The sequence below is a fragment of the Streptococcus oralis subsp. tigurinus genome (genome assembly GCF_002093545.1).
GTDB lineage: Bacteria > Bacillota > Bacilli > Lactobacillales > Streptococcaceae > Streptococcus > Streptococcus oralis_C.
The window spans coordinates 12,913-33,799 of record NZ_LNVF01000009.1; the positions used below are offsets into that span (position 1 = coordinate 12,913).

The window sequence follows — 20,887 nt, forward strand, 5'->3', positions numbered from 1 at the left end:
GGAGGCATAAATGGCAGATGGTAAAGTGGTCATCCAAGTTGATATGGATGGCAATAAGGCTCAATCAGGAGTGGCACGTCTAAAAGGGATGGTTGGCGGACTGACAGAAAGCGGGATGCAACTAGGTTCGGTCTTTAAGTCAGTTTTAGGAGCTAACATTGTCAGCGGTGCGCTTATTTCTGGGATTCAATCCCTTGGCAGTGCTATCAAGGGTGTATTTGCTACAGCTCTTGACGAAGGGGCGAAGCTCCAACAATCGTTTGGTGGTGTTGATACGCTCTATACGACTGCCGCTGAGTCTGTGAAGCAATATGCGAACGCTGCAGCTTCAGCTGGTATCTCTGCTAATACATACGCAGAGCAAGCTGTTTCTTTCGGTGCCAGCTTGAAGCAAGCGCTCGGTGGTGATGCTGTGAAGGCTGCACAAATGGCAGACAAGGCTATCATGGCCATGGCTGATAACTCAGCCAAGATGGGTACAGATATTGGTTCAATCCAGCAAACGTTTCAAGGCTTCGCTAAACAGAACTATACCATGCTAGATAACTTGAAACTTGGATATGGCGGTACCAAAGAAGAAATGCAACGACTTCTTAAAGACGCCAGCAAATTAGAAAAAGCAATGGGCAAGAAGTTTGATATCAACAACTTTGCGGATATCGTAGAAGCCATCGACCTAGTTCAACAAGAGTTGGGAGTCGCAGGAGTTGCAGCACAAGAAGCGCAGACTACATTCAGTGGTTCGTTTGCGGCAATGAAGGCTTCGGCATCCAACTTCTTGGCGAATTTGACGCTCGGAGAAGATATTGGACCGTCTTTAAAAGCGCTTATTTCTAGCACCTCAACGTTCCTTTTAGGCAATTTCTTGCCTATGGTTGGAAATATTATGAGACAACTTCCTCAAGCTATCGATACAGCCTTGGCAGAAGCTGGGCCAAGGATTGAACAAGGGTTCAAATCGTTGTTTGCTTCGCTCGGAGTTGACGAGGGTGTTTTTGACGTAATCAAGGACACTTTTCGAGATGTTGTTGTGACAATCCAGTCGCTCTTTGAAGAACTGACAAGCGAATCCAATGGGTTTGGTAATGTTATTCAAGGGGTTGGAAATGTCATTCAAACAGTTAACGTCATCATCCAGAATATGGCTATGGCCTTTCAGTTTGCACTAGAAGCCTTCTCTGAAACAGGAGCAATCAAGAACGCCTATCAAGCATTTAAAGATTTGACGGATGCAGCTTTAGATCTTGCTATTAAGTTAGGCGATGCTATTCCTTGGGATATCGTAGGCGCAGCCGCTGGGCACGTCGTGAACGCTATTTCAATGATTGTGAGCTGGATTTCAAAATTAACTCAATCAATTAGTGCAGATGTCTGGAGAGGATTGATTGCAGGGATTGGAGGAGCTCTAGTCGCTTTCAAGGCATTTAATTTCTTGAAGAGCTTTAATCCGTTTGGCTTATTTGCTAAAGGCGCCAAGGAAGGGGCAGACGAAGTTGTAAAAGGTGCAACGAGCTCGAAAAGCGCAATCGCTCAAATCTTCAAATCAATCTCAACTCTAATCAAAACAACAGGAACAGCAATCAAAACGGCTGCGACAGGAATTGGTGAAGGTATCAAAATTGCTCTTTCTGGATTGGCTCCGGTCATCCGAGCATTTGGATTGGCTTTGAGAACGGCTGGGATTGGGAATATCCTTGCTCTTGGCGGAGCGATTGGTATTGCAGCAGTCGGAATCGGTGCTGGAGTGGCTATTATTGCGGCAGGTTTAAGTCTCATTGCTAGTCAAGGCGAAGGAGTGGCTACAATCATTAACGCAGTTGGGCAGGCATTTGCTACTGTTGCTACTGCAATCATCAGCACATTTGCCCAGGCTATTGTTACAGTTTCAGGAGTTCTTCCAAATGTAACAAGCGCCTTAGCTCAACTCTCTCCTCTTGTCGTTGCATTTGGTGAAGCTATGGGAGCGGCAGCTCCGTTTATCACAGCTCTTGGTGAAGCTATTTCAGGAATTGCAACAGCAGTGACTCCAATCGTCGAGATTATAAGTGATGCGTTCGTTTCAGTAGCTCAAATAATTGCTGACGCTATCGTTCAAATTGTTGAAGCAATAGCTCCATTTGCTCCAGCCATAACTGAAATGGTGGTTGCGATTGCTCCGTCAATTGCAGATATTGTTTCGTCATTTAGCAGCATGTTTTCTCAGATTAGCCCTATCATTGATAGCTTGTCTAATCTTTTGAAAACATTTGGAGAACAAGTGAGCTCCATCTTGAAAAGTGCTGGTAGTGTAGTTGAGTCCTTTGGCTCTGCTATTCGTAATGTGCTTGACGGTGTAGCTGGGATCTTTGATAGTATCGGTAACGCCGCCTTAAACGCGGGCCTTGGAGTCAAATACATGGCTGAAGGGATTGCGATGCTCACCGAGCTAGGATTGCTAGACTTAGCTGGAACATTAGCGACAGTAGCAACAGGCTTGACTGCTATTGCCAATTCTGGAATTGCTTCAGCTGGACCAGGATTGCAACAAGCAGGGACAGGGTTGAGCTTGATAGCTATATCAGCTCAACTAGCAAGTGTAGCCTTGCAGTCACTACCCACAGCCTTATCATCACTAAGCACTAACCTCAGCACATTGCCAGAAACACTGACAAGCGCTGGAACTTCAATGAGCACGTTCGCTACATCGGTCATGGCTTCTTTTGCAAGTCTTTCTGGATCTGTGGCTGGTGTCATGATGCTACAAACAGGCTTGGTGGCTTTAGCTAACGCTATGATGATGGCTCAAAGTGGGGCTTCAGCGATGACATCTACTTTAACGATGATTAACGCTTCAGCTTCATCAGCTACATCTGCCATTTCTCAGCTCGCTTCAGGCATAGCTTCAGCGATGGCTCAGGCTGTGTCATCAGTTCAGTCAAACATGGCATTGATTGTGACTGTAATTTTGCAGTCGTCAGCTCAAATGACACAGGCTGGACAACAGGCAGGGCGTGGAGTTTCTGAAGGGATAACAAATGGTATCCAATCAGGAATCGGTTCAGCAACAGCAGCAATGTCATCCATGGTCAACTCTATCCAGTCTACAGGAATGAGAGGCGTCTCTACCATGCGCTATGTAGGTGACATGATTGGTCAAGGTTTAGCACAAGGTATGTACTCAGCGCTTGGAGCTGTCACGGCTGCAGCTAATGCTCTAGTCGCTCAAGCCGAGAGAGCTGCACAAGCTAAGGCTAAAATCCACAGTCCGTCACGTTTGTTTAGAGACAACGTTGGACGCTATATCTCTCAAGGGGTGGCAGTCGGTATCTTGGCAGATGCTCACAAGGTAGATGATGCCATGGGCGATGTATTCGACCAAATCAAAGCCTTTAACTTTGCCCCTGAAGACATTCTTGGAGTAGGTCAGGCTAGCCTTACGAAGACACTTCAGGTCAAGTCAGACCTAGATCGTCAAATTAAAGCGAGCGTTAAGGTCGTACAAGAAAAATCTAACCGACTTGTCGAGCAAGCCCTAGAAGTCGCTGAGAAGGCAGTCAAACGGCCAGTCAGTCTGATGATGGAAAGTGGAGCGCTTGTCGGTCAAATCGGCCAAAAGATGACCGATTACCAAAACGACCAACTCATGATCGATAACATGATGAGAGGGATTATTTAATGGACACAGTTATCTATAACAATCATGACCTCTCTGAGGTTATAAAAATCAACGAAGTAATTCGTCCGGTAGGAAACGAAAGGGACGTCACAACAAATGACGCCCCTTTTTTGGGCGTAAACGTCCAAGAAGTAAGAACCGGACCTAAAAAAATCAAAGTTAAATTTACCGTTCAGAAAAAAACGGCTAGGGATACCGAATTGGCCAAGCACACCTTAGCTACAATCCTAAACACCGACAAGCCAGTTCGTATTGATATTTCAGACGAGCCTGACAAGTACTATATGGGACTTGTCATTGGCTCTGTGGATGTCGATAACGTAGCTAGATGGCTTCAAAAGGGCGAGTTTGAGATTCTTGTTCCTGACGGTGTCGCACATGGCACGACTTATAGGCGCTTTGATAACGGACAAGAGCAACCTGACAAGGTTGTTTTTAATTTGGTCAATAATGGCAACGTTCCAGCTTTTCCTGTTATCACAGTCAAAAACAACGCTGAAAACGGCTATATTGGGATAGTTAATGCTAGCGGAGCTCTTGAGGTTGGTGACCGTGAAGAGGCTGATATAGGCGTAGTTAAGCGGTCAGAGGTATTGATTGATTTTAGAGAAGATAGAATTTTAAACGGTTTTGCAAGAGCTACTAAAAATAAGGCTGTGACTAACGATAATGGCGAGAATGTGGTAGGGATGTCTGAGCTAACTACATTGTGGAATAAGAAACACATTAGACTCAAAGATCAAACCACACCTGGCAAATATGGGAACTATGCTACATCTCTATCATGGGACGTCCCAATAGACAGCGCTGGAGCTGTTGGCTCGCTTGATGACTACATCACAGGTAAACAGATATTCGTATCTAATGCAGCTAATCAATATGGTTTTATCAAGATTACAGTATCAGACACAAATGGTCAGTTTTTGTATGGTTTTGAAACATTCAAGCGAACACAAGGACAGGATTGTGAGTTTAATGTGTTTGGTTCTGATGGAAATGGGAGCTATTACTTTCTTAAGTGCTGGAATTTCATAGGCACCTCTGGCAGTGATTTAAACCCCTTTTCATCAACCAAAGGTCAGTTTGAACTCAAGCGCAATGATGACAGGCTCCAGGTTTACTACAAAGGATCTCATTACAGCTTTATCATTCCTGAAATTAAAGGCCGAAAGTCAGCTAAAATCCACGTCATGCTTGGAGCGTATCATGACAAGCCTATCCTGGCTCACATGTATCTTGATGAACTCTTATACCGTAAGGATTTTGTCCCAACAATAGGAGATGTGCCTAACCGTTATCCAATCGGTTCAAATGTCGTGCTAAACAGCGAGAATGACACTGTCACTGTGGACGGTATTGAGAAGATTGTGGATGTAGTGGATGGCTCAAGTTTCTTGACTATTCCACCTGGAAACAGTCAGCTTGAGGTCTATTGCTCAAGTTGGGTCAAGACTAAACCCACTGTCAAAGTAGAATTTAAAGAAAGGTATCTATAACAATGTTATTGACAATACATGACTCAAATTTGAGAAAAGTGGCTTTTATCGACAATAACAAACAGGATACATTGAACTATTTCAATGACACCTGGACAAGATACCTGGAAACTGGTTCTAGTACCTTTGATTTTACAGTCTTTAAAAAGGCCATTATCTCAGATGTAGGTAAAAAGAGGGCTTATAACTCTCTCAATGAGAAAGCCTTTGTTTCATTCAGATACAAGGGCAGAACTTACCTGCATACAATCCGAAAAATTGAGGAAAATGAGAAAGTTATCAAGTGTTATAGTATCAACCTAAACCTTGAGCTGATCAATGAGTACTCTATCCCTTACAAATCGCCTAAGGCTATGAGCTTTAAGGAATTTTGTGAGGAGATGGACTTGCTCAACTATACTTTCTTAAAAATCGGTATCAATGAGGTCGCTAATAAGAAAATCTCTGCTGAGTGGGAGGGCACAGACACCAAACTCAACAGACTACTTAGTCTGGCTAAGAAATTTGGCGCAGAAATTGAGTTTGACACACGTCTCAACGCTGACAGCTCTATCAAGTCATTTACAGTCAATGTCTATCATGAGCATGATGACACCCATCAAGGAGTAGGTCAAATTAGCCCAAAAATCTTGAAGTATGGGAAAAATCTCAAGACAATCACTAGGACGATTGACAAAACTGGGATCTATAACACGGTTGTCCCAACAGGTAAGGATGACAAAGGTAACGTAGTTGACATTAGAGGCCTTGGAGCTTGGTCTGTCAATAATGCTAAGGGAGAACGTGAGTTTTACCAGTCAGGGGCTGCTTTGTATGCCCCTCTCTCTATGCAGATGTATCCGTCTACTTTTACTCACTCAACAGGTGACCGTGACCAGTGGACTCGTAAGGACATGACTGTAGAGAGTTCAAATCCTGAGGTCATCCGCTCAACAGCCTACCGTGAGCTCAAAAAGAACTGTTACCCAGCAGTAACTTACGAGGCTGAGGGTTTTGCGGATTTGGAGATAGGAGACACAGTAAAAGTCTATGATGACGGCTTTAACCCTACTCTCTTGCTTGAGATGAGGGTATCTGAGCAAGTCATCAGCTTTACCAATCCGAAGAATAACAAGACCACTTTCTCAAATGTCAAAGCGCTTGAAAATCGTCTATCTCATGGCATTCAGCAACAGCTAGACAGGATGATAGAGGACGCTAAGCCTTATACTATCAAGCTAGCCACTGACAACGGTGTAGCCTTTAAGAACGGCCAAGGTCAGACGATTGTGACTCCTACTTTGATGAAAGGTAACAAGGTCATCAATAGCGGATGGCGCTGGGTGGTGGATGGCGAAATCAAAGCCACAAGCTCTAGTTACATTGTCAAGGCTGCCGACATCAATCAGAAAATGGTATTGACGGTTTCGGCTTGGATTGATAACAAAGAGGTAGCGTCTGAGCAACTGACTCTTATCAATACGTCTGACGGAACGGCAGGAAAAACTCAGTACTTGCATAGAGCTTGGGCCAATTCAGAGAACGGACGTGATGGGTTCAGTACGTCATCAAGCGCCAACAAGCGCTATTTTGGGACGTACACAGATTTTACAGAGGCGGACAGTCAGGATCCTACAAGCTACAACTGGACAGCTCTCTTTGATAATGTGAGGGTTGGGGCTCGTAACTTTGCACTAGGAACTGCTAGAGCAACTATAGGAAATCAAGGGAAAATCTATACACTAGCACAATCAGCTCAGAATTGGGCAACGGTTCAACCACTTTATTTAACGTTTGATTATGTGGCCTCTGAAACCATCAAAGGTTTTAGGCTTAATCGTGTAATTAAATATAGAAACGGTTCGCCAGAACAGTGGGATTTTACTACTGATGATAAAGCCTTAGGAATACAACACATAGATACTACATCTGTTAAATCTGGCACGTATTCTCAACCTTGGCTGTGGAAACCATACTCAGACGGTAGGACAAGCGATCTAATTGAAGAGATTGCCTTGTATCTAAATTTTGAGAAAGGTTCAGATGGAACGGTCATCATCTCAAATCTAAGAGTGAATACAGGGACAGTCCCTATTGATTGGATACCAGCTCCTGAGGATATTGAGGATAGCCTTAATTCTAAAGCCGATCAAGGGCTAACTCAGGAGCAACTGAACGCTCTAAATGAGAAAGCTGGAATTATCCAGGCTGAGCTTGAGGCTAAAGCTAGCGCTGACACGCTTGATAATTGGATAAAGGCTTACAAAGACTTTGTCCAATCTAACGAGATAGCGAGGGTACAAGCTGAGAAAGATTTGATTTCAGCTAGTCAGCGTGTTTCAAATATTGCCAAAGATTTGGGAGAACTCTCTGACCGTTGGAATTTCATTGATACTTACATGAGTTCCTCAAATGAGGGCCTTGTAATTGGTAAGAATGACGGTAGCTCTAGCATGATGTTCAACCCTAACGGACGAATTTCAATGTTTAGCGCTGGTGTAGAGGTTATGTATATCAGTCAAGGGGTCATCCACATTGAAAATGGTATTTTTTCTAAGACTATCCAAATAGGACGATTTAGAGAAGAGCAGTATCATATCAATCCTGACATGAACGTCATCCGCTACGTTGGATAGAAAGGAGTAAAATGGCTAAATTTAGTAATTCAAGTGGGAGCTTGTATCTCAATGTCTATGTAGAGCAGGGATCTCAGAGTATCACGGCTAACACCTCAACCGTCAACTGGCGGATGACAGTTAGCCGTACAGGCGCCTACTATACTCATAACCATCAAGGAGATAGTACGCTGTCTCTTAATCTGGATGGCAGTAACGTGCATTACAGCTATCCGACGTGGGAGACATCAGGCGAGGAGTACACGCTTGCTAGTGGGTCAAGTACAATCAGCCACAATGCAGATGGGACTAAGACCTTACCTATATCATGCACGTTCAATCCGAATAATGGCCTGCATGGTACTATCACAGTATCAGCAAGCCTTAGCCTGACGACTATCCCACGCTCTAGCTCTGTAAGCGTGAGCGCTGGTGTTATTGGTAGTTCGGTTACGATCAACATCAACCGTCAAAGCTCCAGTTTTAAGCATACGGTACGGTATGCATGGGCTGGCAAGTCAGGAACGATTGCAACGAATGTAGACACATCTACAACTTGGACGATCCCTCTTGACTTTGCAAACGACATTCCAAACTCAGCGAGTGGGACAGGGACTGTCTACGTAGATACCTATTCAGGCTCTACTAAGACAGGAACACAGTCCACTACATTCACTGCAAGCGTACCAGCAAATGTCAAGCCCACTTTTACAGGGGTCTCATTGTCAGACTTGAATGGTGCTGCTCAAAATCTCATCCCAAGCGGAAACACGTTCATTCAAGTAATCTCTAATATTAAGGTCGGATTTAATGGCGCAGTCGGCTCTTACGGCTCCTCCATCACTGGATACTATGCCGAAATCGTCGGCAAAAACCAGTCTACAAGCTCAAACGGTGGGAGCCTAGGCATTATGAACTATCACGGTACCATCAAAATCAGAGCGAGTGTCTCAGATAGTCGTGGCCGTTGGTCAGACACTAGAGAGGTTTCCGTAACCGTTCTTGAATATTTTGCTCCAGCATTGAGTTTTAGCATAGCCAGAACGGGCTCAACCTCTAGCACATTAACAGTTACACGGAATGCCAAGATAGCGCCTTTGACCGTCTCAGGAAGTCAAAAAAACTCAATGAGATTGACATTCAAGGTTGCAAGGCTTGGGACTACTAACTTTCAAGTGGATACAGGGCCAGCCACTGGATCATGGACAAGTATCTCAAATCTAGTCAATTCTCAAGCTAATCTTGCAGGCAATTATCTAGCTAATCAGTCGTGGGTTGTAATCGGCACGCTCGAGGACAAATTCACACGGTCTGATTTCATGGTCAACGTGGCCACAGAGAGCGTAGTTTTGTCTTACGACCGCTCAGGAGTTGGGGTCAACAAAATCAGAGAGCGTGGCGCTTTTGATGTCAAAGGAGACATCTTTGCTAACGACCAGCCTATTCAGCAGTATCAACTGACGAATAACAATGGAGGCCCTCTGTGGTTTGATGGCAGGCCTAACGTGACCAATGTCAATCTACTAGATCGGCCTGGTCAGTATTACATTGATAGAACAGCCAGAGGAAATCCAAATGGGCAGTGGGGCCATCTTTTTCATTACAGTAACTACGGAAAAAATGATGGCGACTATAAAGAGGCCATTCAGTTATTCTATGGGAATAATGGACAGGTCTATTTTAGACATCATAGATGGTCTAAGACGGTTGATGACTGGGAGAATTGGATAGAATACGTATCTAAAAATGATATGCAAAAATACACTCAAGGAACACCTTGGCAAAATGCCAATTTACAAAATGGGTGGAGCCATCATAGAGATTATGGAAATGTTCAATTTTCAAAAACATTTGACGGTATTGTTTATTTAAAAGGTACTTGTAAAGGCGGAAAGACTACCCGTGAGTCAATTATCTTTACTTTACCTGAAAATTTCAGACCATCCACAACGCTATTTAAGACCGCTTTAAACAATGACTATGGCCCTGCCGTTGTCGGGATTTATCCAGGAGGTAACGTAGTTGTCAAGGGGAACGTTGACGCCACTTGGCTCAACTTTGATAATGTTTCATTCAAAATTTAAGGAGGAACTATGAAATTAGAGTACGGGACAAAGTCCCAAGAATTTGATGCAAGTGGAAAAGCATCTGCTACAAAGGTCACACTTGTTAATTCAGATGGTGCTATCGTACCTATCTTGTTACCAGCTGATAAAATCAGCTTGTCTAATACAGAGCTGTTTGAAATTGCTCTGGAGGCTCTCTACCAAGAGAATTTCCCAAACCGAGCAGAAACCGAAAAGTTCAACAAAGTAGATGAGCAAATTCAGAAAAACAAAGAGATGACAGCTAAGATGGAGCAGGCTACTACTGAAAACAAGGAAAACCTTGACACGGTATCAGCTATCACAGAGGTCTTGATTGCCTTGGCAGTATCTCAAAATGGAGGGATGCCTACCCATGCTTATGGCAAGGTGGCTGCATTTGTTAAGCCACTAGTCAAGAGTACACGCTACTCAAACGGAGACATCATTGCCATGCCTTATCCATTCGATACGAATCCGAAATGGCCAAAAGGTACGCTAACTATCTTTAAGTTCCAGATGCAAGCAACAGAGGGCTATACTTACAAAGACCAGTCACTCTCTGATATGCTGCAGCAAGGTGTACTTACTGTGGTCATGCCACGGATTGATTAAAAGGAGGTTGTATGCCGATTGAAGAAGCTGAAAAAATCGCTCAAAGTCAGGTAGCTTGGGCGATTTTGTTTATCTTACTTTTCTTTATTATAATTCGATATCTCATCAAGACTTCGGACAAGCGAGAGAAGAAGATTATGGATTTGCACGAGCAATCAAAGGCCGACTCTAACAGACGAGAAGAGCGTTTGATGACTCACCTAGAAAAGACCACTACAGAATTAACCACAATCACTCACACGGTCGGAGACATTCAAAAAGAAATGGTCCGCATGAACGACCGCATGGAAGAAATCGAAAAAGGAGAATAACACATGCAACAAATCACTGAAATCATCACAAACGGAGCAATCAGTATCCTTGTTATTTTAGCAGGGGTAGCAGTCAAGGCAGTCAAGGACTACCTTATCAAAAAAGGTGGTGAACAGACTGTCAAAATCGTTGAAATCCTTGCCAAAAATGCAGTCAATGCAGTGGAGCAGGTGTCTGCTGAAACTGGTTATAAAGGTGAAGAAAAGCTGGAGCAGGCACGAACTAAAATCCGTGCCGAGCTTACCAAATACAATATCAGCATGACCGACCGTGACCTCGATACATTCGTTGAGTCAGCGGTCAAGAGGATGAACGACTCTTGGAAAGGGGAATGATTATGGCAGTAAACATTGAAACAGCTATCGCTTGGATGCGTGCGCGACAAGGTCAAGTATCCTACAGCATGGACGATCGTAACGGCCCCGACTCTTACGATTGCTCAAGTTCGATCTACTACGCTTTGATGAGCGCTGGAGCCGCGTCCGCTGGTTGGGCGGTCAATACTGAGTATGAACATGACTGGCTCAAAAAGAACGGATATGAACTCATCACAGAAAACCAGTCGTGGGACGCTCAACGTGGAGATATCTTTATCTGGGGTCGCCGTGGCTATTCTAGCGGAGCAGGTGGCCATACTGGTATTTTTGTGGATAGTGATAACATTATCCACTGTAACTATCGTTTTGACGGCATCACAGTGAATGATCATGACGATATTTGGCTTTATGCTGGACGACCTTACTATTATGTGTATCGTTTGACTAATCCATCTGCAGCTGCTGAAGAAGTAAAAACTGGTTGGCAGAAAGACGACACAGGTTACTGGTTCGTTCGTGCTAATGGTACATATCCAAAAGATCAGTTCGAGTATGTCGAAGAGAACAAATCATGGTTCTACTTCGACAGTCGTGGATACATGTATTCTGAACGCTGGCTGAAGCACACTGATGGTAAATGGTACTGGTTTGACAAGGATGGCTATATGGCCACATCTTGGAAGAAAATCGGTGGGAAATGGTATTACTTCAATCGTGATGGCTCTATGCAGACAGGCTGGGTTAAATACTATGAAAAATGGTATTACTTGGATGCCATCAACGGCGATATGAAATCGAACACATTTGTGCCTTACAATGGCGGATACTACATGCTGCTTCCTGATGGTCGCATGGCCGATAAAGAAGCCTTTAACATCGAGCCAGATGGGCTCATCACTACAAAATAAAAATAGAAAGAATTTCAAATTAGATTACACTAACCGCAGGCATTTGCTTGCGGTTTTTTTGTTTGTCTGAAAGTACTTTCTGAATTAAAAAAGTAATGATTTTTTCTCTGTTTTTATTCTTTTTACGAATAGATAAGTAAGGAGGAAGAACAAATGAAAATCTTAAATATTGAATTAGCAAGCGTAGAGCAGACGGACTTAGGTTTTGAGCATTGGGTAGATGTAACTTATCAAGCACCAGTTTTAAAAAATGAGTACACGGTTAAATTGTTGCTCTTGATGGAATGCAAGATAGAGGACCAAGAGGTTATTGAGTATCTGGTCAGCACTTGGAAGTATCGCGACCTGGTTTTGCATTCGGTAAGAATGTACGAGATGGAACGAAGTGATCGCACATAATGCCTTGCCCCAAACTCGCCCCAAAAGTTTTTCGAAGTTATCCGTATTTATCTGAAGAAAAATAAAAAAAGCCCGATTTTACGGGCTTTTCATTCGGTTAATTCCTGTTAATTCAGGTACTGAAAGGCGGTAGACGGATTTGAACCGACGATCAAGCTTTTGCAGAGCCGTGCCTTACCACTTGGCTATACCGCCTCAACGTTTATTATTATACCTTGAAAATCATTTCCCGTCAATAGTTTCTTATTCTAAAATCCAATTTAGAAGATTGCCCTTTCTGACTGGGTAGAAAATGGAGAAAGGAAACCTGAAAATCAGGCTTTATGAACATTAAGTTTGCTTTATGACTCGATAGATAGCAAACAAAGAATAAAGAAATTTGACAAATGAAAGTTTTTTATGGATGCACGCCTAAATATTCTGAAAATTCGTTTACTTTTTAGAAGATATATGTTATAATCTTCAATAAGCCTAAATTTTTCAAGAGGAGTTAAAAACATGAAAAAAAGTAGAGTATTGGTTGCAGCAGGAGTTGCTTTATTAGCAACTGGAGTACTAGCTGCTTGCGGTTCTAAATCATCTGATTCAACGGCGCCAAAAAATTATGGTTATATCTATTCAGCTGACCCAGAAACGTTGGATTACCTCATTTCAGGTAAACAAAGTACTAAGATTGCCACTTCAAATGGTATTGATGGTCTCTTCACAAATGACAAATATGGGAATTTGACTCCCGCAGTGGCAGAAGATTGGTCAGTCTCAAAAGATGGTTTGACTTATACCTACAAAATCCGTAAAGGTGTTAAATGGATGACATCTGATGGAGAAGAGTACGCTGAAGTAACAGCTAAAGATTTCGTAAATGGTTTGAAACACGCAGCAGATAAGAAATCCGAAGCCCTATATTTAGCAGAAACTTCTGTTAAAGGATTGTCTGATTATTTGTCTGGAAATTCAAAAGACTTTTCTACGGTAGGTGTGAAGGCAGTTGATGATTATACTCTTGAGTATACCTTGAACCAACCAGAACCATACTGGAACTCTAAGATGGCTTATTCAATCTTCTGGCCATTGAACGAAGATTTTGAAAAATCAAAAGGATCAGATTTTGCCAAAGCAACAGATCCTACGTCCTTGCTTTATAATGGTCCGTTCTTGCTAAAAGGTTTGACTACTAAATCTTCTATCGAATTTGCTAAGAATGAGCAGTACTGGGATAAGGATAATGTTCACCTTGATAAAGTTACCCTTGCTTTCTATGATGGGTCAGACCAAGAGTCCATTGAACGTAACTTTACAAGTGGAGCATACAGCTATGCTCGCCTTTTCCCAACAAGTTCAAACTACTCTAAGGTAGAAGAAACATACAAAGACAATATCTTCTACACTCCATCAGGACCTGGTATTGCTGGTTTGGGTGTGAATATTGACCGTCAAGGTTACAAATACACTTCTAAGACAACTGACGAAGAGAAGACTTCTACTAAGAAAGCCCTTCTTAACAAAGACTTCCGTCAGGCCTTGAACTTTGCCTTTGACCGTACTTCTTACTCAGCACAAATCAATGGTAAAGAAGGTGCTCCTCTTGCAGTTCGTAACCTCTTTGTGAAACCAGGTTTTGTCTCTGCAGGTGAAAAAACTTTCGGTGACTTGGTAACTGAAAAGATGGCTACTTATGGTGATGAGTGGAAGAATGTAAACTTTGCGGATGGTCAAGATGGACTCTTCAACGCCGATAAAGCCAAAGCCGAATTTGCCAAAGCTAAAACTGCATTGGAAGCAGAAGGTGTGAAATTCCCTATCCACTTGGATATTCCAGTAGACCAAACATCTAAAAACTATATCGCACGTATCCAATCTTTCAAACAATCCGTTGAAACAGTACTTGGTGAAGGCAATGTAGTCATTGATATCCAACAAGTTTCTAAAGATGAGTTGAACAATATCACTTACTATGCTGCAAGCGCTGCGGCAGAAGATTGGGATCTCTCAGGAGCAGTTGGGTGGAACCCAGACTATGAAGATCCGTCAACTTACCTTGATATCTTGAAAACAACGAATGCTGAACAAACAAAAACATACATGGGTTACGAAGGTGCAGATAACGCTGCGGCTGCTCAAGTTGGTTTGAAAGAATACGATAAGTTAGTTGATGAAGCTGCTAAAGAAACAAGCGATTTGAATGTTCGTTATGAAAAATACGCGGCTGCCCAAGCTTGGTTGACAGATAGCTCACTCTTCTTGCCAGCTATGTCATCAAGTGGTGCTGCACCATTCATTTCTCGTGTTGTACCATTCACAGCATCATACAGCCAGTCTGGAGATAAGAGCTCAGATGTATACTTCAAGTATATTCAGTTGCAAGATAAGGTTGTAACGAAAGCTGATTACGAACAAGCTCGTGAGAAATGGCTCAAAGAGAAAAAAGAATCAAACGAAAAAGTTCAAAAAGAATTGACGAATCACGTTAAATAAATAACTCTCAAGAGAACTTTCTCTCCATGAGGAGAAGGTTCTTTTGGGATTTTAAAAGGAAACGATATGAAAAAATATATTTTTATGCGTGTCTTGCGCTCATTGTTGTCTATTTTCTTGGTGACAACCTTGACCTACACGATTATCTATACGATGGTTCCTCGGAAACTGATTTTCAAGCAGGATACCAACTACAACAAGATTGCAACGACTCCAGATAAGCGGGATAATTATGAGAATACCGTTTATGAACGTATGGGCTATATCGAGTACTACGATACTAAGGAGTTGCAAGAAAAAGCTAGCTCAATGGACTCATCTGTAACAGTAGATGCCAATGATACCAATAAGGCAATCTACGAAAAATACATCAACCAACTCGGTAATGGTTGGACGTTAGGTGTCTTTTCAGAGAGTGGTCAGTTCTATGCTACGCGTGAAATTCCAATTTTTGAACGTGTTTTCAAATTCTACTCGAACTTACTTGATATTGATCATACAAACAAGATTCAAGACCCTGAGAATCCAAACTTGGAACGTTATCTTCGTTTTGAAAATGACCCTGCTATCGGTTGGTCATTGGTTGGTTCAGGTACCAAACATAAATACCTTTTGTATTTCAACAATCAATTCCCGTTTGTACACCAAAACTTTGTGAACATTAACTTGGGTGACTCTTACCCAACTTATGCGAACACGCCAGTGCTTCAAGTTATCACACAAGGCCAAGGACAAACCAAGACATCAGAAGTTCAATTCCCTACGGGTAAAAAGACTTCGTCTGTAGATATTTACTCTCGTACCTACAAATCTCCAAGTCAAGCAGATGCGCGTGAAATAGCTAACTATGGTAAGGACGATCCATATACAGCTACAGAAAGTAACTACCAATATCCATCTATGATTGCAAGCTCAGCTGTTGCTGGTTTGATTGGTTTGGTTATTTCGTATGCTATTGCGATTCCTCTTGGATCTGCTATGGCTCGCCACAAGAATACTTGGATTGATAGCTTCTCAACAGGTGCTCTAACCTTCTTGCTTGCACTTCCAACGATTGCTTTGGTTTATATCGTTCGCTTGATTGGATCATCTATTGGTCTTCCAGACTCATTCCCTATCCTAGGTGCTGGAGATTGGCGTTCCTATGTCTTGCCAGCAGTCATTCTAGGTTTGCTGGGAGCACCAAGTACAGCAATCTGGATTCGTCGTTATATGATTGATTTGCAATCTCAAGACTTCGTCCGTTTTGCTCGCGCCAAAGGTTTATCTGAAAAAGAAATTTCAAATAAACACGTCTTTAAAAATGCCATGGTTCCTTTGGTTTCAGGTATTCCAGGTGCCGTAATCGGGGTTATTGGTGGTGCAACATTGACAGAAACAGTCTTCGCCTTCCCAGGTATGGGTAAAATGTTGATTGACTCTGTTAAGGCATCAAACAACTCAATGGTAGTTGGTCTCGTCTTCATCTTTACATGTATTTCTATCTTCTCACTCTTTGTAGGAGATATCTGGATGACCATGCTTGATCCACGTATTAAATTGACAGAGAAAGGAGGCAAATAATGTCAACAATCGGAAAAGAAAAATTTCAGTTCGTAAAACGTGACGATTTTGCCTCTGAAACAATTGACGCTCCTGCCTATTCATACTGGGGTTCTGTATTTAGACAATTTCTAAAGAAAAAATCAACAGTCATTATGTTGGGGATTTTGGTAGCCATTATCCTGATGAGCTTTATTTACCCAATGTTCTCGAAGTTTGACTTTAACGATGTGAGCAAGGTCAATGACTTTTCTGCTCGTTTTATCAAACCAAATGCCGAACATTGGTTTGGTACAGACAGCAATGGTAAATCCTTGTTTGACGGGGTTTGGTTTGGGGCGCGTAACTCTATCCTCATCTCTGTCATTGCCACTTTTATCAACCTTGTGATAGGGGTTATTGTTGGTGGAATTTGGGGGATTTCAAAATCCGTTGACCGTGTCATGATGGAAGTTTATAACATTATTTCAAACATTCCATCTCTCTTGATTGTCATTGTCTTGACTTACTCAATTGGTGCTGGTTTCTGGAATTTGATTTTTGCCATGAGTGTGACAACTTGGATTGGGATTGCCTATATGATTCGTATCCAAATCATGCGTTACCGTGACTTGGAATACAACCTTGCTTCTCAAACACTTGGAACACCAACCTTTAAAATCATTGTTAAAAACATCATGCCACAATTGGTATCTGTTATTGTTTCTACGATGACCTTGATGTTGCCAAGCTTTATCTCTTATGAAGCCTTCCTTTCCTTCTTTGGATTGGGATTGCCTGTAACAGTGCCAAGTTTGGGACGTTTGATCTCAGATTACTCACAAAACGTTACGACCAACGCTTACTTATTCTGGATTCCCTTGACAACCTTAATCTTGGTATCCCTATCTCTTTTCGTTGTTGGTCAAAACCTAGCGGATGCTAGTGATCCACGTACACATAGATAGGAGTAGACATGATAAAAGGAAAAGATGTAATTTTGACTGCTCGTGATATTGTCGTGGAATTTGACGTTCGTGACAAAGTTCTAACGGCTATCCGAGGAGTTTCTCTAGACTTGATTGAAGGAGAAGTTCTTGCCTTGGTAGGTGAGTCTGGTTCTGGTAAATCTGTTTTAACAAAAACCTTTACAGGGATGTTAGAAGACAATGGACGTATTGCCCAAGGAAGCATCGACTATCGTGGACAAGACTTGACTGCTCTTACTTCTAACAAGGAATGGGAGAAGATTCGTGGTGCTAAAATTGCGACCATCTTCCAAGACCCTATGACAAGTTTGGACCCAATCAATACAATCGGTAGCCAAATCACTGAAGTTATCGTTAAACACCAAGGGAAAACAGCTAAGGAAGCCAAAGAGATGGCAATCGACTATATGAACAAGGTCGGAATTCCAGATGCTGAAAAACGTTTTGAAGAGTATCCTTTCCAATATTCTGGAGGGATGCGCCAACGTATCGTTATTGCGATTGCCCTTGCGTGTCGTCCAGATATCTTGATCTGTGACGAGCCAACAACGGCCCTTGATGTAACCATTCAAGCGCAAATCATTGATTTGCTTAAAACCTTGCAAAATGAGTACCACTTTACCATTATCTTTATCACCCATGACCTTGGTGTGGTAGCAAGTATTGCGGATAAGGTAGCGGTTATGTATGCTGGGGAAATTGTAGAATACGGTACTGTTGAGGAAGTCTTCTACGATCCACGTCATCCATATACTTGGAGTCTCTTGTCTAGCTTGCCACAGCTTGCTGATGATAAGGGGGAATTGTACTCTATCCCAGGAACACCACCGTCTCTTTATACTGAGTTGAAAGGTGATGCCTTTGCCCTTCGTTCAGATTATGCTATGCAAATTGACTTTGAACAGAAAGCACCTCAGTTTTCAGTCACTGATACTCACTGGGCTAAGACTTGGTTGCTCCATGAGAATGCTCCTAAAGTTGAAAAACCTGGGGTTATTGCAGATTTGCATGACAAGATTCGTGATAAAATGGGCTTTGCTCATCTAGAAGACTAGGAGGAAGGAAATGTCTGAAAAATTAGTAGAAATTAAAGATTTAGAAATTTCCTTCGGTGAAGGAAGTAAGAAGTTTGTGGCGGTTAAAAACGCCAACTTCTTTATCAACAAGGGAGAAACTTTCTCTCTTGTAGGTGAGTCTGGTAGTGGGAAAACAACGATTGGTCGTGCCATTATTGGTTTAAATAATACCAGTAAAGGAGAGATTATCTTTGATGGCCAGAAAATTAATGGGAAAAAATCTCATAAGGAATCCTCAGACTTGATTCGTCGTATCCAGATGATTTTCCAGGACCCTGCAGCAAGCTTGAATGAACGTGCGACGGTTGACTATATCATCTCTGAAGGTCTTTACAACTACCACTTGTTTAAAGACGAAGAAGAACGAAAAGAAAAAGTTCAAAAGATGATTCATGAAGTTGGACTTTTGAAAGAACACTTGACTCGTTACCCGCACGAGTTTTCTGGTGGTCAACGTCAGCGTATCGGGATTGCACGTGCCCTTGTGATGGAACCTGATTTCGTTATTGCGGATGAGCCAATCTCTGCCTTGGACGTATCTGTTCGTGCGCAAGTTTTGAACTTGCTCAAGAAGTTCCAAAAAGAGTTGGGCTTGACTTATCTCTTTATCGCGCATGACTTGTCAGTTGTTCGCTTTATCTCAGATCGTATCGCAGTTATCTATAAGGGAGTTATCGTCGAAGTGGCGGAGACAGAGGAGTTGTTTAACAATCCTGTCCACCCATATACTCAGGCGCTTCTATCTGCTGTACCGATTCCAGATCCAATCTTGGAACGCAAGAAAGTCTTGAAAGTTTACGACCCTGACCAACATGACTATGAGACAGACAAGCCATCTATGGTGGAAATTCGTCCAGGTCACTATGTTTGGGCTAACCAAGCAGAAGTTGCTCGTTACAAAGAAGCTCTTAAAAAATAAATTGATTAGGAGAGGACCGAATGGTCTTCTCATTTTTAATAGAAAAATTCCCCTTTTACGAGCTTGTAAAAGGGGATTGTATTGTAATTAACGTTTAGACCAAGTGCGTTTCATAAAGAGTAGTAAAATTGGGTAAATCTCTAAGCGACCTGCAATCATTGCAAAGGAGAGGAGGATTTTAGAGATGGGACTAAAGATGGCAAAGCTCGATGTTGTACCTAGAATAGGTCCGATATTGTTAAAACAGCTGAAGACCGCACTGGTCACGACTAGAAAATCATTACTATCAAGACTGACGATAAAGATGAGAGAGAGAATGATCATCATATAGATAGCAAAATATTTAAGAATCTTGTGCTGGGTATCCTTATCAATCACAGTTTTATTGACGTGTAGAGTCAAAACACGGTGAGGAGATAAGGTGGACAAAATCTGATTTTTTGCGATTTTAGAGAGGATAAGTCCTCTGATCACCTTAAGACCACCTGCAGTTGAGCCAGCCGATCCACCGATTCCCATGAGGAAGAGGAGGATAAATTGGGAGAAGAGGGGCCAGTTGGTAATATCTCCGTAACCAAAACCTGTTGTCGTGATGATATTGGAAACCTGGAAGAAGGCCATTTCAACACTTTTAGAGACACCTTGATAGAGGTGGAGCGTATTAAGCGTAATCAAGCCGGTAGAAACTAGGACAATGATTATATATGCTCGTAGTTCTTCATCTCCAAAAAAAGCCTTAATCCGACGGAGCATGAGGTAGTAGTAGAGATTGAAGTTAACCCCAAAAACCAACACTCCGATACTAACTAGATAGGTGATGAGTGAGCTACCGTAGTGGGCAATTCCGTCGTTATAGACGGTAAAGCCCCCAGTTCCTGCTGTTCCCATAGCGATGACAAAACTATCATAGAGAGGCATGCCTGCTAGATAGTAGATAACCACAAAAAGGGAGAAGAGAGCCAGATAAAGCAGATAGAGAATCTGGGCAGTGTTTTTTAGTTTGGATACGACCTTGCCAAAGACAGGTCCAGGGACCTCAGCCTTCATCACCTCCAAGTGACTATTCTTGGCATTGTCCATAATGGCAAGTGCAAAGACGAGTACCCCCATCCCTCCGATCAAGTGGGTGAAACTTCGCCAGAAGAGGAGGGAACGAGTGAGAACGGAAACATCGTTCAGGATAGTTGCTCCTGTAGTCGTAAATCCAGAGCTGATTTCAAAGAAGGCATCAATGACACTTGGGATCTGTCCTGAAAAGACAAAGGGAAGCGCTCCAAAGAAAGACCATAGAATCCAGCAGAGGGCAACAATTAAGACCCCTTCCTTGGCATAAATCCGTTGATTTTTCGGTTTCCGTAAAATTCCCAAGCTACCAAGAAGTATTAAAATTCCAATTGTTGTAAAGAGAGCTGTAAATACTTGGCTGGATTCTTGATAATAGGTTGCTACGCTAACGGGCACTAGGAGGAGAACCGCCTCAATCAAGAGAAGTTTTGAGAGGAGGTAACGAATCATACTTTTATTCAT

General features: G+C 42.4%; 15 protein-coding genes and 1 tRNA gene. 14 read left to right on the plus strand and 2 right to left on the minus strand.

Translation table 11 applies throughout. The features are described 5' to 3' along the window. Positions 1 to 10: 10 nt before the first annotated feature. The 9 genes from ATE34_RS08760 to ATE34_RS08800 all read left to right on the plus strand — a co-directional run bounded on the left by ATE34_RS08760 (position 11) and on the right by ATE34_RS08800 (position 12,380). Positions 11 to 3,655 carry a phage tail family protein gene (locus ATE34_RS08760; protein WP_084911709.1) on the plus strand — a complete coding sequence of 1,215 codons (3,645 nt, stop codon included), beginning with the start codon at positions 11 to 13 and terminating at the stop codon, positions 3,653 to 3,655. After that, positions 3,655 to 5,151 carry a distal tail protein Dit gene (locus ATE34_RS08765; protein WP_084911711.1) on the plus strand — a complete coding sequence of 499 codons (1,497 nt, stop codon included), beginning with the start codon at positions 3,655 to 3,657 and terminating at the stop codon, positions 5,149 to 5,151. The genes ATE34_RS08760 and ATE34_RS08765 overlap by 1 nt, the downstream gene beginning before the upstream one ends. A 2-nt stretch (positions 5,152 to 5,153) precedes the next feature. After that, positions 5,154 to 7,766: a phage tail spike protein gene (locus ATE34_RS08770; RefSeq protein ID WP_084911713.1), complete on the plus strand. Its 2,613-nt coding sequence runs from the start codon at positions 5,154 to 5,156 to the stop codon at positions 7,764 to 7,766. 11 nt (positions 7,767 to 7,777) lie between these two features. Next, positions 7,778 to 9,829: a DUF859 domain-containing protein gene (locus ATE34_RS08775; protein ID WP_084911715.1), complete on the plus strand. Its 2,052-nt coding sequence runs from the start codon at positions 7,778 to 7,780 to the stop codon at positions 9,827 to 9,829. A gap of 9 nt (positions 9,830 to 9,838) precedes the next feature. Next, positions 9,839 to 10,444, plus strand: a complete 606-nt coding sequence (locus tag ATE34_RS08780) for a DUF1366 domain-containing protein (RefSeq protein ID WP_084911717.1) — start codon at positions 9,839 to 9,841, stop codon at positions 10,442 to 10,444. An 11-nt stretch (positions 10,445 to 10,455) separates the two neighbouring features. Further along, positions 10,456 to 10,755 (plus strand): hypothetical protein, encoded by a 300-nt coding sequence (locus tag ATE34_RS08785; RefSeq protein ID WP_001811580.1) that lies wholly within the window; start codon positions 10,456 to 10,458, stop codon positions 10,753 to 10,755. Between the two features lie 3 nt (positions 10,756 to 10,758). Next, the gene (locus tag ATE34_RS08790) at positions 10,759 to 11,091 is read left to right on the plus strand and encodes a phage holin (RefSeq protein ID WP_084911719.1); all 333 of its coding nucleotides are present in this window, start codon (positions 10,759 to 10,761) and stop codon (positions 11,089 to 11,091) included. Positions 11,092 to 11,093: 2 nt separating this feature from the next. Next, positions 11,094 to 11,981: a peptidoglycan amidohydrolase family protein gene (locus ATE34_RS08795; RefSeq protein WP_084911779.1), complete on the plus strand. Its 888-nt coding sequence runs from the start codon at positions 11,094 to 11,096 to the stop codon at positions 11,979 to 11,981. A gap of 153 nt (positions 11,982 to 12,134) precedes the next feature. Continuing rightward, the gene (locus ATE34_RS08800; RefSeq protein ID WP_084911721.1) at positions 12,135 to 12,380 is read left to right on the plus strand and encodes a DUF7720 family protein; all 246 of its coding nucleotides are present in this window, start codon (positions 12,135 to 12,137) and stop codon (positions 12,378 to 12,380) included. 124 nt (positions 12,381 to 12,504) lie between these two features. On the opposite strand, the gene ATE34_RS08805 is transcribed toward ATE34_RS08800, so the two are convergent. After that, a tRNA-Cys gene (locus ATE34_RS08805) sits at positions 12,505 to 12,575 on the minus strand. Positions 12,576 to 12,878: 303 nt separating this feature from the next. Between ATE34_RS08805 and ATE34_RS08810 the strand changes: the two genes are divergently transcribed. The 5 genes from ATE34_RS08810 (at position 12,879) to ATE34_RS08830 (ending at position 19,360) form a co-directional block, all read left to right on the plus strand. Continuing rightward, a complete protein-coding gene (locus ATE34_RS08810; RefSeq protein ID WP_084911723.1) occupies positions 12,879 to 14,855 on the plus strand; it encodes a peptide ABC transporter substrate-binding protein in 1,977 nt (658 codons plus the stop codon). Positions 14,856 to 14,921: 66 nt separating this feature from the next. After that, positions 14,922 to 16,418 carry an ABC transporter permease gene (locus tag ATE34_RS08815; protein ID WP_084911725.1) on the plus strand — a complete coding sequence of 499 codons (1,497 nt, stop codon included), beginning with the start codon at positions 14,922 to 14,924 and terminating at the stop codon, positions 16,416 to 16,418. Continuing rightward, positions 16,418 to 17,344, plus strand: coding sequence for an oligopeptide ABC transporter permease OppC (gene oppC, locus ATE34_RS08820; RefSeq protein WP_084911727.1), 927 nt, complete (start codon positions 16,418 to 16,420; stop codon positions 17,342 to 17,344). The genes ATE34_RS08815 and oppC overlap by 1 nt, the downstream gene beginning before the upstream one ends. Before the next feature lie 8 nt (positions 17,345 to 17,352). Continuing rightward, positions 17,353 to 18,420, plus strand: coding sequence for an ABC transporter ATP-binding protein (locus tag ATE34_RS08825; protein WP_070656926.1), 1,068 nt, complete (start codon positions 17,353 to 17,355; stop codon positions 18,418 to 18,420). Between the two features lie 10 nt (positions 18,421 to 18,430). Further along, entirely contained in the window at positions 18,431 to 19,360 is a 930-nt protein-coding gene (locus ATE34_RS08830) for an ATP-binding cassette domain-containing protein (protein ID WP_084911729.1), read from the plus strand. A gap of 87 nt (positions 19,361 to 19,447) precedes the next feature. On the opposite strand, the gene ATE34_RS08835 is transcribed toward ATE34_RS08830, so the two are convergent. Beyond that, entirely contained in the window at positions 19,448 to 20,887 is a 1,440-nt protein-coding gene (locus tag ATE34_RS08835) for a TrkH family potassium uptake protein (protein WP_084911731.1), read from the minus strand.

What these genes read in the sequence shown, in the direction of transcription:
- ATE34_RS08765 (WP_084911711.1), top strand. Translation starts at nt 3,655, where the DNA reads ATGGACACAGTTATCTATAACAATCATGACCTCTCTGAGGTTATAAAA.
- ATE34_RS08775 (WP_084911715.1), top strand. Translation starts at nt 7,778, where the DNA reads ATGGCTAAATTTAGTAATTCAAGTGGGAGCTTGTATCTCAATGTCTAT.
- ATE34_RS08770 (WP_084911713.1), top strand. Translation starts at nt 5,154, where the DNA reads ATGTTATTGACAATACATGACTCAAATTTGAGAAAAGTGGCTTTTATC.
- ATE34_RS08790 (WP_084911719.1), top strand. Translation starts at nt 10,759, where the DNA reads ATGCAACAAATCACTGAAATCATCACAAACGGAGCAATCAGTATCCTT.
- ATE34_RS08780 (WP_084911717.1), top strand. Translation starts at nt 9,839, where the DNA reads ATGAAATTAGAGTACGGGACAAAGTCCCAAGAATTTGATGCAAGTGGA.
- ATE34_RS08800 (WP_084911721.1), top strand. Translation starts at nt 12,135, where the DNA reads ATGAAAATCTTAAATATTGAATTAGCAAGCGTAGAGCAGACGGACTTA.
- ATE34_RS08815 (WP_084911725.1), top strand. Translation starts at nt 14,922, where the DNA reads ATGAAAAAATATATTTTTATGCGTGTCTTGCGCTCATTGTTGTCTATT.
- ATE34_RS08835 (WP_084911731.1), bottom strand. Translation starts at nt 20,887, where the DNA reads ATGAATAAAAGTATGATTCGTTACCTCCTCTCAAAACTTCTCTTGATT.
- ATE34_RS08760 (WP_084911709.1), top strand. Translation starts at nt 11, where the DNA reads ATGGCAGATGGTAAAGTGGTCATCCAAGTTGATATGGATGGCAATAAG.
- ATE34_RS08810 (WP_084911723.1), top strand. Translation starts at nt 12,879, where the DNA reads ATGAAAAAAAGTAGAGTATTGGTTGCAGCAGGAGTTGCTTTATTAGCA.
- ATE34_RS08795 (WP_084911779.1), top strand. Translation starts at nt 11,094, where the DNA reads ATGGCAGTAAACATTGAAACAGCTATCGCTTGGATGCGTGCGCGACAA.
- ATE34_RS08825 (WP_070656926.1), top strand. Translation starts at nt 17,353, where the DNA reads ATGATAAAAGGAAAAGATGTAATTTTGACTGCTCGTGATATTGTCGTG.
- ATE34_RS08830 (WP_084911729.1), top strand. Translation starts at nt 18,431, where the DNA reads ATGTCTGAAAAATTAGTAGAAATTAAAGATTTAGAAATTTCCTTCGGT.
- ATE34_RS08785 (WP_001811580.1), top strand. Translation starts at nt 10,456, where the DNA reads ATGCCGATTGAAGAAGCTGAAAAAATCGCTCAAAGTCAGGTAGCTTGG.
- oppC (WP_084911727.1), top strand. Translation starts at nt 16,418, where the DNA reads ATGTCAACAATCGGAAAAGAAAAATTTCAGTTCGTAAAACGTGACGAT.